We start from the raw sequence: 11,521 nt of genomic DNA, 5'->3' as shown, positions 1-11,521 counted from the left end.
CCATGTCTTTGGAACAACCGACGCTGCACCTCATGTGCGGCAAGATCGCTGCCGGGAAATCCACGCTGACGACGGCTTTGGGACAACAGCCCCGCACGATCGTCGTGAAGGAAGATTACTGGCTGGCACGCCTGTATCCGGGCGAGCAGAACAGTCTCGCCGACTATGTTCGGAACGCAGCGCGCCTGCGCGATGCGATGCGCGCGCATCTGGTCGATCTGTTGCGGGCGGGATTATCCGTGGTGTTGGACTTTCCGGCGAATACACCGGCAAGCCGGGCATGGATGCGCGCCGTGTTCGAAGAGGCGGGATGTGCTCACCAACTTCATTATCTCGACGTTCCGGATGACGTCTGCAAATCCCGATTACGCCGGCGGAATGACGACGGCACGCACGAATTTACCGTGAGCGACGACGATTTCGCGCAGATCACGAAGCATTTCGTTCCGCCGGCACCCGAGGAAGGGTTCGACGTCGTTCTGCATCGACCCTAGCCATCCGTCCTCTCCCGCGACGTTAACCGCGCAACGGGAGAGGACCCGAACCGCCTCGCGTCAAACCGGTACGCCGTACAGGTCGTGCTCGTCGGCATCCTCGATCGCCACCGGGACGATGTCGCCGACCGCCAGATGCGCGGCGTCGCGCAGGAAGACCTGGCCGTCGATCTCGGGGGCGTCGGCCTGGCTGCGGCCGGTGGCACCTTCTTCACCCACTTCGTCGATGATGACGGGGAGGGTGCGGCCGATCTTCGCGGCGAGCTTGGCGGCGCTGATCGCGGCGGTCTTCGCCATGATCCGCTGGTAGCGCTCCTCCTTCACCTCCTCCGGCACGTGATCGGGCAGGAGGTTGGCGGCGGCGCCCTCGACCGGCTCGAAGCGGAACGCGCCGACGCGGTCGAGCTGCGCCTCGTCGAGCCAGTCGAGCAGGTATTCGAAGTCCGCCTGGGTCTCGCCGGGGAAGCCGACGACGAAGGTCGAGCGGATCGCGATGTCCGGGCAGATCTCGCGCCACTGGTGGATGCGACTCAGGACCTTGGCGTCGTTGCCGGGGCGCTTCATGCGCTTGAGCACCGACGGCGCGGCATGCTGGAACGGAATGTCGAGATAGGGGAGCACCAGCCCCTCGGCCATCAGCGGGATGACCTGATCGACGTGCGGATAGGGATAGACGTAGTGGAGGCGGACCCAGGGGGCGATCCTGCCGAGCTCGCGGGCGAGGTCGGTCATGTGCGGCACGACCTCCTGCCCCTTCCACAGCCGCGGCTCCTTGCGGATGTCGATGCCGTAGGCGCTGGTGTCCTGGCTGATGACCAGTAGTTCGCGCGTGCCGGCGGCGACGAGCTTTTCCGCCTCGCGCAGGATCGCGTCGGGGCGGCGGCTGACGAGATCGCCGCGCAGGCTCGGGATGATGCAGAACGAACAGCGGTGGTTGCAGCCCTCCGAGATCTTCAGATAGCTGTAATGGCGCGGGGTCAGCTTGAGCCCGGCGTCGGGGATCAGGTCGATATAGGGCGAGAGGTGAGCGGGCGCCGCCTCGTGCACCGCCTCGACGACCTGTTCGTACTGATGCGCGCCGGTAACCGCGAGCACCTGCGGGAAGCGGGCGCGGATCACCTCGGCCTCCTTGCCCATGCAGCCGGTGACGATGACGCGGCCGTTCTCGGCGATCGCCTCGCCGATCGCCTCGAGGCTTTCCTCCTTCGCCGAATCGAGGAAGCCGCAGGTGTTGACCAGCACGACGTCGGCGCCGGCGTAATCGGCGGACATCTGATAGCCGTCGGCGCGCAGCTGCGTGAGGATGCGTTCGCTGTCGACCAGATTCTTGGGACAGCCGAGCGACACCATGCCGACGCGCGGCGGGGAGGGGAGACGAGTTGCCATGAGAGAGGCGCACATAGGCGTTTCGCCGCGCTTTTGCCAGATGGTGCCGTGTCCGGCGTCGTTCGTCGCTCGACACCGGCGGGGGCAGGCGGCACAGCGGCGGCAGGGGAGTGACGTTTGATGCTGGCAATAGGGTTGATGTCCGGAACGTCGCTCGACGGGATCGATGCGGCGCTGATCGAGACCGATGGCGAGGGACAGGTGCGCGCCTTGGCGTTTCGCGGCGAGGCCTATTCGGATGCGGCGCGCGCGCAGCTCGCCGCGGCGACGACGCTGGCGCTGACCTTCGACCGGCCGCGGGCGAGCCCCGATCTGGTCGCGGCGGGCGAGCTGATCGACCGGACGCATGCCTTCGCCGTCCACAAATTGCTACGCGAGGCGGGCGTCGAGGCGGCGGCGGTCGACGTGATCGGCTATCACGGCCAGACGGTGGCGCATCGCCCCGATCGCGGCTGGACGTGGCAGATCGGCGACGGCGCGGTGCTGGCGCGGGCGACGGGCATCGCGGTGGTCAGCGACTTCCGCAGCGCCGACGTCGCCGCGGGCGGGCAGGGGGCGCCGCTGCTACCGGTCTATCATGCCGCGCTGGTCGCGGGGCTGGACAAGCCGGTGGCGGTGCTCAACCTCGGCGGGGTGGGGAACATCACCTTCGTCGGCGCGGACGGGACGCTCGTCGCCTTCGATACCGGGCCGGCGAACGGGCTGATCGACAGCTGGGTCGAGGCGGAGACCGGCGCGCGCTTCGACGCGGACGGTGCGCTGGCGGCGGCGGGGCAGGTCGACGAGGCGGTGCTGACCGGCATGCTCGACCATCCCTTCTTCGAACTGGCACCGCCGAAGAGCCTCGATCGCAATGATTTCACCATCCAGCCGGCGCGCGGGCTTGCGGCGGCGGACGGCGCCGCAACGCTGACCGCCTTCACCGCGGCGAGCGTCAACGAGGCGATCGACCGGCTGCCGGCGCGGCTGCGGCGGCTGATCGTCGCGGGCGGCGGCCGGCATAACCCGACCTTGCTGCGGATGATCGGCGAACGGACCGGGCTGACGCCCGAACCGAGCGATGCGCTGGGCTGGAACGGCGATGCGATGGAGGCGGAGGGCTTCGCCTATATGGCGGTGCGAACGCTGCGCGGTCTGCCGATCAGCTTTCCGGGGACAACCGGGGTGGCGGCACCGCTGCCCGGTGGGGTGGTGAGCCGGCCGTAGCGCGTGCCGCGTTGGACGACATGGACGCTGCAATGGCAGCGATCGGCTCAGCGATGCTCTGCTTGACGCCACCTCCAGTGTCCCCGCGACAGCGGGAACCCACGGTTAAGCAGAGCAACGCCTGATGCCGTTCGTGACTCCTGGGCTCCCGCTTTCGCGGGAGCACTGATAGGGTATCGCCCTTCGCGGAGCATGTGGTCGCGAAGCGTTCCGAGATTTCAGCGTGGGCGAACGCTGACCGGGGTCGGGCAGCCGTCGATCTCCCGGACCACGGTGTAGATCGGCTTGGCCGGCGGCAGTTCGCCGAGCTTGTGGAGGCCGGGCTTGACCGCGCCCGACACCTGGCGGGTGCTCGGCCGTTCGCATCTGTCGACGAGCGGCGGCTTCGGCTTCGTCGGCTGTGCCGCGGCAAGCGTGGGAACGAGTGCGATGAGCAACGGCAGGCAACGCATCATGAGTCTCCCCGATATGGACCTATTCTATCAAAGACGCCGACCGTGCGCTACCGTTTGCGGGTCAGTTCGCGCATCGCGTCGTCGAGTCCGGCGAGCGTCAGCGGGTACATGCGCTCGCTCATCAGCTCGCGGATCATGCGGATCGACGGACTGTAGCCCCATTGCGGTGATGGGAGGGGATTGAGCCACACCGCGGCCGGATAGGTGTTGGTCAGCCGCTGCATCCACGTCGCGCCGGCCTCTTCGTTGTTATGCTCGACCGAGCCGCCCGGATGGCTGATCTCATACGGGCTCATCGATGCGTCGCCGACGAGGACGAGCTTGTAATCGTGGCCGAATTTATGAAGCACGTCCCACAGCGGCGTGCGTTCGGAAAAGCGCCGGCGATTGTCCTTCCACACGCCTTCATAGGGACAATTGTGGAAGTAGAAGAATTCGAGGTTCTTGAACTCGGCGGTGGCGGCGCTGAACAATTCCTCGCACAGCGTCACCCACGGGTCCATCGAGCCGCCGACATCGAGGAACAGCAGCAGCTTGACCGCATTGCGCCGTTCGGGGCGCATCCGCACGTCGAGCCAGCCCTGGCGCGCGGTGCCGTCGATCGTGCCGTCGATATCGAGTTCGTCCGCCGCGCCCTCGCGCGCGAAACGGCGCAGGCGGCGCAGCGCGACCTTGATGTTGCGTGTGCCGAGCTCGCGCGTCGAATCGAGGTTGCGGAATTCGCGCTGGTCCCAGACCTTGATCGCGCGATGGTGGCGGCTCTCGCCGCCGATGCGGACGCCTTCCCGATTGTAGCCGCCGTTGCCGAACGGGCTGGTGCCGCCGGTGCCGATCCATTTGCTGCCGCCCTGATGGCGCCCTTCCTGTTCGGCGAGCCGCTGTTTGAGCGTCGCCATGATCTCGTCCCACGAGCCCAGCGATTCGATCCGCGCCATCTCCTCGGGGGTGAGATATTGCTCGGCGACCGCCTTCAGCCAGTCTTCGGGCAGGTCCGCCGTCTCGGCGCCGTAGCTGGTGGCGATGCCGCGGAAGACCTTGGCGAAAACCTGATCGAAGCGGTCGAGCAGCCCCTCGTCCTTCACATAGGTAGCGCGGGCGAGATAGTAGAAGGCCTCCGGCGTGCGGTCGATCACCTCGGCGTCGAGCGCCTCGAGCAGGACGAGATGCTCCTTGAGGCTGGCCGGGATGCCGGCGGCGCGAAGCTCGTCGAGGAAGGCGAGGAACATGGCGGCATCTTAGGGGTGCCGCGGCGCGTGTCTACCGGCCGGCGCCGGGGACGTAGGCGTCGATCAGCGCGCCGACGTAATCGGGGTTGCGGCTGGTGAGTTGCGGCGAGGGGTGGCCGCCGTAGATGAAGCCCTTGACCGGGTAGATGCCGCCGCCGAGTCCCTCGACATCGCGATACCAGACCTTGACCTCGCTCCAGTCGTTGCCCGGCGATACGTCGTACAGTGTGACGTCCTGTTCGGCATGGCCGCGCTTGCCGTTCTGGCGCGACCAATTGGCGTGGGTGAGCATCAGCACGCGACGCTCGACGACGCGGCTGACCACCGCGACATGACCGAGCGGCAGGCGGCCGGTCTTGGCGAAGACGATCACCGAACCCTGGCGCGGACGATGGCCGCGGTCGTAGCGACCCTCGGCCTGGTTCCACCACGTCCAGGCATCACCGTAGATCTCGATCCCCGATGCGGCACGCGCGAACGGCACGCACTGCCCGACATAGTCGAGCAGCCCGGCCGACGCGCCGAGAGGGGCGGCAAGCATTGCCGCCTGTGCGGCAGCGACCAGCAGGCCGCACCTGGGAAATAAGCCCCGCATTGGGGCGAGTTACGTCATTGCGGATGACTGGCAGATTGGCAGTCATGGTTAACGCGCAATAAAGCGGCAAAAAGTTGCCGGTCGTTGCAGGGGCGGAACGATGGGTGGTGGTATGCGGCTCAGCGCTGCCGCTTGGCCATGAACGCCAGCCGTTCGAACAGCATGATGTCCTGTTCGTTCTTCAGCAGCGCGCCGTGCAGCGGCGGGATCGCCTTGGTCGGGTCGCGGTTCTGGAGGATGTCGAGCGGCATGTCCTCGTGGAGCAGTAGCTTGAGCCAGTCGAGCAATTCGCTGGTACTCGGCTTCTTCTTGAGGCCCGGCACGTCGCGGACCTCGTAGAAGACGTCCATCGCCTTGCTCACCAGGATCTTCTGGATGCCCGGGAAGTGGACGTCGACGATCGCCTGCATCGTCTCGCGATCGGGGAATTTGATGTAATGGAAGAAGCAGCGGCGCAGGAAGGCGTCGGGCAGCTCCTTCTCGTTGTTGCTGGTGATGACGACGATGGGCCGTTCGACCGCGCGCACCGTCTCCTTCGTCTCGTAGACGTGGAATTCCATCCGATCGAGTTCCTGCAACAGGTCGTTGGGGAATTCGATGTCCGCCTTGTCGATCTCGTCGATCAGCAGCACCGGCGGGGTCAGCCGGGAGAACGCCTCCCACAATTTGCCGCGGCGGATGTAATTGGCGATGTCGTGGACGCGTTCGTCGCCGAGCTGGCCGTCGCGCAGCCGGGCGACCGCGTCATATTCGTACAAGCCCTGCTGCGCCTTGGTGGTCGACTTGACGTTCCACTCGATCAGCTCGGCACCGGTCGCCTTGGCGATTTCATAGGCGAGGACGGTCTTGCCGGTGCCCGGTTCGCCCTTGACCAGCAAGGGGCGGCGCAGCGTCACCGCGGCGTTGACCGCGACCTTCAGGTCGTCGGTCGCGACATAGCTTTGCGTGCCTTCGAAGCGCTTCATGGCCGTTCCCGACGGTGGAGTGTCGGGAATCTGGTTGGCGCATCGCGTCGCGCCGCGCAAGCGACGCGAGGGCCGGCTCAGCCGTTGCGCGCGCTGGCGCGGGCTTCGAGCAGGTCCCACAACGCGCGATGCTGCGCGAGCAACTGCTGCGCGCCGAAGCGGACCGCCCGTTCGGTGGCCAGCGTCGCGCCGAGCATCGTGACGCTCGATGCGGTCTCGGCGAGCGACGGGAAGCCGGCGGGGACCGGCTCGACGCCGAACCGTTCGGCGGCGTGATCGAGCAGCAGGCGGATCGTCGTCCAGTCGTGCACCAAAGCGGCGACCGCGCCGGTCGCGCAGCCGCGGCGTTCGGAGCGGGCGAGCGTCTCGAGCGCGTGGCGGCTGGCGATCAGCGCCGCCTCGGTCTCGGCCTGGCCCGGCGTCGAGGGGGTGGGGCCGGCGGCGGCGGCGAGGCGGGCGATATAGCCGCGCTCCCCGACGAAGGCGTCGGCGACCGCGGTCAGCCAGTCGCAGGCGTCGGGCTGGACGCAGAAGGTGCGCGCCTCGACCGCGAGGCCGGGTGGGTCACCGTGGACGGCGCAGAGCGCGTGGACCGCGTCGGACAGATCGCGCGAGGCGGCGGCGGGCGAGATGAGCAGGCTGAGATGCGGATGCGCCACGCTGCCGTCGGCCTCGCCGAGCTCGGTCACCACGTCCCAAGCGCTCGCTTGCCCACCCTTCTGTGCCGTGTCCAACATGCTGTCCCGCTAATCGATATCGTGCCGCCAAGCCGGTCCGACTTGGTCCCTTGTCTACCCACTAACTATACCGAAGCGAGTAAAGAGACGGTTTATGCGTCGGTAACCCTGTCTCATTCCGTCTTTACGCGGGCGGGCCGTGCCGTAAGAACGCCAACTCGTTGTTTTTGGAGAAGGTGGATGCGGGGATGGATCGTGGCCTTGGCGCTCGCGTCGGTGGGAAGCGTGGCGATGACCGTTGAGGCGGGGGCGCAGACCGCCGCGACTCGGCCCGCGGCGGCGCCCGAAGGCGGCGCGCTGACGCTGGCGCGGGTGTTCGGCAGCCCCGATCTGTCGGGCTCGCAGCCGCGTGGCGTGCGGCTGTCGCCCGACGGGACCCTGCTCACCTTCCTGCGTCCGCGCGCCGACGAGAAGGAGCGCACCGATTTGTGGGCGCGCGACACGCGCACCGGCGCCGAGCGGATGCTGGTCGACAGCAAGACGGTCGGCAGCGGCGCCGAGCTGAGCGAGGCGGAGAAGATGCAGCGCGAACGCGCGCGGATCGGCGGGTCGAAGGGCATCGTCGCCTATGATTTCTCGCCCGACGGCAAGGCGATCCTCGTGCCGCTCGACGGCGACCTGTATCTGGCGTCGCTCGACGGGCAGGTACGGCGGCTGACGCAGACGCCGGGCGGCGAACTCAATCCGGTCGTGTCGCCGAAGGGCGGCTATGTCAGCTTCGTGCGCGACCAGAATCTGTTCGCGCAGCCGCTCGCCGGTGGCGCGGCACGCGCGGTGACGCAGGGCGGCGGCGGCACGATCCACTTCGGCGAGGCGGAGTTCGTCGCGCAGGAGGAAATGCATCGCACCACCGGCTATTGGTGGTCGCCCGACGAGCGGTTCATCGCGGTCGAGAAGTTCGACGAAGCGCCGGTCCACGTCTTTACCCGCGCATCGATCGGCGCGGCGGGGACCAAGACCTATGAGCAGCGCTATCCCGCGGCGGGAACGCCCAACGTGCTGGTCGAGCTGTACGTGATGCGGCCGGACGGATCGGGGCAGGTCAAGGTCGATCTCGGCAGCAACCCCGACATCTATCTGGCGCGGGTCGACTGGACGCCCGACGGCAAGACCCTGCTGGTGCAGCGGCAGAGCCGCGACCAGAAGACGCTCGACATGCTGCGCGTCGACCCGGAGACGGGCAAGGCGAGCGTGCTGTTCACCGAAAAGTCGGGCGCAAAGAGCTGGCTCAATTTGTCGGACGACTATCAGCCGATGAAGGACGGCAGCCTGATCTGGCGCTCCGAGCGCGACGGCTACGGCCATCTCTATCGCTGGACGCCGGGCGGCAAGTGGACGCAGCTGACCAAGGGGCCGTGGGTGGTCACCGGGCTGGTCGGCGTCGACGAGCAGAAGGGGCGGCTGTATTTCACCGGGCTGAAGGACGACGTGCTCGAACAGCATCTCTATGCGGTCGACATCGCCAAACCCAATGCGATCGAACGGCTGACCGAGCGCGGCTGGACCAACAGCGCGACGATGGACAAGGCGGCGAGCCGCTTCATCGTGTCGCGGTCCAATTCCTCACAGCCGACGCAGGTCTATATGGCCGACACCAGCGGCAAGCGGATCGCGTGGATCAACGAGAATGCGGTGGTTGCGGGCCATCCCTATTTCCCGTTCCTCGCGCAGCATCAGCCGACCAAGTTCGGGACGATCAAGGCCGCCGACGGCACGACGCTCTATTGGGAGATGATCACGCCGCCGCTCGTCGCCGGCAAAAAATACCCCGTATTCTTCGAACATTACGGCGGCCCCGGCACCGGTCAGCAGGTGACGCGCGGCTGGCAGGGCGCATTGCCGCAATATCTGGTCAGCCAGGGCTGGGTCTATTTCAAGATCGACAATCGCGGTTCGTACAATCGCGGCAAGGCGTTCGAGGATCAGATCTATCACGCGATGGGCACGGTCGAGGTCGAGGATCAGCTCGCCGGGGCGAATTACTTGAAGTCGCTGCCGTTCGTCGATGGCGGCAGGATCGCCACTTATGGCTGGTCGTATGGCGGCTATATGTCGCTCAAGATGCTCGAGAAGACGCCGGGGGTCTATGCCGCGGCGGTATCGGGCGCGCCGGTGACCGACTGGCAGCTGTACGACACGCATTACACCGAACGCTATCTCGGCGATCCGGCGAAGGACCCGCAGAGCTATGCGGGTTCGGCGGCGGTCGAGGAGGCGTCGAAGATCCGCGATCCGCTGCTGCTGATCCACGGCATGGCGGACGACAACGTCTTCCTCGACAATTCGACCAAGGTAGCGGCGCGGATGCAGGCGACCGCGACGCCGTTCGAGATGATGTTCTACCCCGGCTATACGCACCGCGTGGCGGGGCCGGGGGTCAGCCAGCATCTGTGGGGAACGATCCTCGAATTCCTCGACCGGACCGTGAAGAACAAGAAATAGAGGCGCGCCCCTGTTTCTCCGGTGCGAATGCCTCCGTCACCCCGGCCTTGCGCCGGGGTCCCGCTTCTTTCCATCGGTTGGAAGAAGCGGAATGCCGGATCGAGTCCGGCATGACGGGGCAGGCCAGCGCTGACATGATTTCGTCGTTTCGCCCCGCTACACGCGGCCGATGCGTTTCCTGACCCTCTTCCATCTCTGGCCGTTCCTCGACACGCTCGTCAGCTACGTCACCGCCTTCGTCCTCGGCACCGCGATCGGCGCCGAGCGGCAATATCGCCAGCGCACCGCGGGGTTGCGCACCAACGCGCTGGTCGCGATCGGCGCGGCGGCGTTCGTCGACCTCGGCCAGCGGCTCGGCGGCGACGTCGAATCGATCCGGATCATCGCCTATGTTGTGTCGGGGATCGGCTTCCTCGGCGCCGGCGTCATCATGAAGGAGGGGATGAACGTCCGCGGGCTCAACACCGCGGCGACTTTGTGGTGTTCGGCGGCGGTCGGTGCGATCGCGGGATCGGACATGGTCGCCGAGGCGGTGCTGCTCACCGTCGTCGTGCTCGCTGCCAACACGCTGCTGCGGCCGCTGGTCGATGCGATCAACCGCATCCCGCTCGTCGGCCATTCGGTCGAGGCGACCTATACCGTGACGATCACCGTCGATCCGGCGCAGGCGGGGCCGATGGGCGACATGCTCGTCGCGCATCTCGAAAATGCGCAACTGCCCGTCGCCGAGCTGGACAGCGAGGCGCGCGGCGACGATCTGGTCGAGGTGACGGCGACGCTGGTCAGCACCAATGTGCCGGACAAGGAGCTGGACGCGCTGGTCGACCACCTCGCCCGCGTCCACGGCATCGGCCACGCGACGTGGCAGCTCAGCACGTACGATTAGCAAAGCCGATGGACGTGGCCACGCAACCGTATTAGGCGGCGCTGCAACGCAGCGGAGGGTTTCATGGGTTATCGGGTGGTGGTCGCGGGGGCGACGGGCAATGTCGGGCGCGAGATGGTGAACATCCTCGCCGAGCGCGAATTCCCCCTCGACGAGATCGCCGTGCTGGCGTCGAGCCGCAGCCAGGGCGAGCAGATCGAATATGGCGACACCGGCAAGATGCTCAAGGTGCAGAATATCGAGCATTTCGATCCCGCCGGCTGGGACATGGCGCTGTTCGCGATCGGCAGCGAGGCGACCAAGGTCTATGCGCCCAAGTTCGCCGCCGCCGGCTGTACGGTGATCGACAATTCGTCGCTCTACCGGATGGATCCCGACGTGCCGCTGATCGTGCCCGAGGTGAATGCCGCGGCGATCGACGGCTACAAGGCCAGGAACATCATCGCCAATCCGAACTGCTCGACCGCGCAGATGGTGGTGGCGCTGAAGCCGCTGCACGATGCCGCGACGATCACCCGCGTCGTCGTCTCGACCTATCAATCGGTGTCGGGCGCGGGCAAGGTCGGCATGGACGAACTGTTCGAGCAGAGCCGCAACATCTTCGTCGGCGACAGCGCCGAGGCGAAGAAGTTCACCAAGCAGATCGCTTTCAACGTCATCCCCCACATCGACAGCTTCCTCGACGACGGGTCGACCAAGGAAGAGTGGAAGATGGTGGTCGAGACCAAGAAGATCCTCGATTCGAAGATCAAGGTGACCGCGACCTGCGTGCGCGTGCCGGTGTTCGTCGGCCATTCGGAATCGATCAACATCGCATTCGCCAACGAACTGTCCGCCGACGACGCCAAGCGCATCCTGCGCGAGGCGCCCGGCGTCATGCTGATCGATAAGCACGAGGACGGCGGCTATATCACCCCGATCGAGGCGGCGGGCGACGATGCCACCTATGTCAGCCGCGTCCGCGAGGATCCGACGATCGAGAACGGCCTCAACCTGTGGTGCGTCAGCGACAATCTGCGCAAGGGCGCGGCACTGAATGCGGTGCAGATCGCCGAGCTGCTTGGCCGGCGGCACCTCAAGAAGGACGGTTGAGGGGCGACTTTCGCGTGCCTGTCCGTTCATGATAGAG

11 protein-coding genes are annotated in these 11,521 nt (G+C 66.6%); 5 read left to right on the top strand and 6 right to left on the bottom strand.

All coding sequences use genetic code 11. From position 1 onward, the window contains the following. Positions 1–2 precede the first annotated feature (2 nt). Positions 3–494, top strand: coding sequence for a P-loop nucleotide/nucleoside kinase family protein (locus AC07UH_RS09660; RefSeq protein WP_137897006.1), 492 nt, complete (start codon positions 3–5; stop codon positions 492–494). 60 nt (positions 495–554) lie between these two features. Here AC07UH_RS09660 and rimO read toward each other — a convergent pair whose 3' ends face one another. Next, the gene (rimO, locus tag AC07UH_RS09655) at positions 555–1,880 is read right to left on the bottom strand and encodes a 30S ribosomal protein S12 methylthiotransferase RimO (RefSeq protein ID WP_495179993.1); all 1,326 of its coding nucleotides are present in this window, start codon (positions 1,878–1,880) and stop codon (positions 555–557) included. A gap of 120 nt (positions 1,881–2,000) precedes the next feature. On the opposite strand from rimO, the gene AC07UH_RS09650 reads away from it, so the two are divergent. Next, complete coding sequence (locus AC07UH_RS09650) at positions 2,001–3,086, top strand: anhydro-N-acetylmuramic acid kinase (protein ID WP_495180474.1); 1,086 nt, start codon at positions 2,001–2,003, stop codon at positions 3,084–3,086. Positions 3,087–3,304: 218 nt separating this feature from the next. On the opposite strand, the gene AC07UH_RS09645 is transcribed toward AC07UH_RS09650, so the two are convergent. From AC07UH_RS09645 to AC07UH_RS09625, 5 genes are all read right to left on the bottom strand, one after another. After that, a complete protein-coding gene (locus tag AC07UH_RS09645; protein ID WP_038660207.1) occupies positions 3,305–3,541 on the bottom strand; it encodes a hypothetical protein in 237 nt (78 codons plus the stop codon). 47 nt (positions 3,542–3,588) lie between these two features. Continuing rightward, positions 3,589–4,767, bottom strand: a complete 1,179-nt coding sequence (locus AC07UH_RS09640) for a vWA domain-containing protein (RefSeq protein ID WP_495179994.1) — start codon at positions 4,765–4,767, stop codon at positions 3,589–3,591. A 31-nt stretch (positions 4,768–4,798) separates the two neighbouring features. Continuing rightward, positions 4,799–5,308: a CHAP domain-containing protein gene (locus AC07UH_RS09635; protein WP_495189824.1), complete on the bottom strand. Its 510-nt coding sequence runs from the start codon at positions 5,306–5,308 to the stop codon at positions 4,799–4,801. A 173-nt stretch (positions 5,309–5,481) separates the two neighbouring features. Then, positions 5,482–6,327, bottom strand: a complete 846-nt coding sequence (locus tag AC07UH_RS09630) for an AAA family ATPase (protein WP_495179996.1) — start codon at positions 6,325–6,327, stop codon at positions 5,482–5,484. Positions 6,328–6,404: 77 nt separating this feature from the next. Then, positions 6,405–7,064, bottom strand: a complete 660-nt coding sequence (locus tag AC07UH_RS09625) for a DUF6975 family protein (RefSeq protein WP_495179997.1) — start codon at positions 7,062–7,064, stop codon at positions 6,405–6,407. A gap of 231 nt (positions 7,065–7,295) precedes the next feature. Between AC07UH_RS09625 and AC07UH_RS09620 the strand changes: the two genes are divergently transcribed. The 3 genes from AC07UH_RS09620 to AC07UH_RS09610 all read left to right on the top strand — a co-directional run bounded on the left by AC07UH_RS09620 (position 7,296) and on the right by AC07UH_RS09610 (position 11,484). Next, positions 7,296–9,506, top strand: a complete 2,211-nt coding sequence (locus tag AC07UH_RS09620; RefSeq protein ID WP_495180475.1) for a S9 family peptidase — start codon at positions 7,296–7,298, stop codon at positions 9,504–9,506. A 169-nt stretch (positions 9,507–9,675) separates the two neighbouring features. Beyond that, positions 9,676–10,392, top strand: coding sequence for an MgtC/SapB family protein (locus tag AC07UH_RS09615; RefSeq protein ID WP_495179998.1), 717 nt, complete (start codon positions 9,676–9,678; stop codon positions 10,390–10,392). Positions 10,393–10,455: 63 nt separating this feature from the next. Next, entirely contained in the window at positions 10,456–11,484 is a 1,029-nt protein-coding gene (locus AC07UH_RS09610; protein ID WP_495179999.1) for an aspartate-semialdehyde dehydrogenase, read from the top strand. The last annotated feature ends 37 nt before the right edge of the window (positions 11,485–11,521 follow it).

The sequence above is a fragment of the Sphingomonas sp. GW821-FHT04B01 genome (assembly GCF_059420425.1).
Note: the sequence above shows the minus strand (reverse complement) of the source record. Positions and strands in the feature narration are given on the sequence as shown.

Bases quoted from the DNA above. Each gene is read 5' to 3' on its own strand.
- AC07UH_RS09640 (WP_495179994.1), bottom strand. From the start codon at position 4,767: ATGTTCCTCGCCTTCCTCGACGAGCTTCGCGCCGCCGGCATCCCGGCC.
- AC07UH_RS09615 (WP_495179998.1), top strand. From the start codon at position 9,676: ATGCGTTTCCTGACCCTCTTCCATCTCTGGCCGTTCCTCGACACGCTC.
- AC07UH_RS09625 (WP_495179997.1), bottom strand. From the start codon at position 7,064: ATGTTGGACACGGCACAGAAGGGTGGGCAAGCGAGCGCTTGGGACGTG.
- AC07UH_RS09660 (WP_137897006.1), top strand. From the start codon at position 3: ATGTCTTTGGAACAACCGACGCTGCACCTCATGTGCGGCAAGATCGCT.
- AC07UH_RS09650 (WP_495180474.1), top strand. From the start codon at position 2,001: ATGCTGGCAATAGGGTTGATGTCCGGAACGTCGCTCGACGGGATCGAT.
- AC07UH_RS09645 (WP_038660207.1), bottom strand. From the start codon at position 3,541: ATGATGCGTTGCCTGCCGTTGCTCATCGCACTCGTTCCCACGCTTGCC.
- AC07UH_RS09620 (WP_495180475.1), top strand. From the start codon at position 7,296: ATGACCGTTGAGGCGGGGGCGCAGACCGCCGCGACTCGGCCCGCGGCG.
- rimO (WP_495179993.1), bottom strand. From the start codon at position 1,880: ATGGCAACTCGTCTCCCCTCCCCGCCGCGCGTCGGCATGGTGTCGCTC.
- AC07UH_RS09610 (WP_495179999.1), top strand. From the start codon at position 10,456: ATGGGTTATCGGGTGGTGGTCGCGGGGGCGACGGGCAATGTCGGGCGC.
- AC07UH_RS09630 (WP_495179996.1), bottom strand. From the start codon at position 6,327: ATGAAGCGCTTCGAAGGCACGCAAAGCTATGTCGCGACCGACGACCTG.
- AC07UH_RS09635 (WP_495189824.1), bottom strand. From the start codon at position 5,308: ATGCTTGCCGCCCCTCTCGGCGCGTCGGCCGGGCTGCTCGACTATGTC.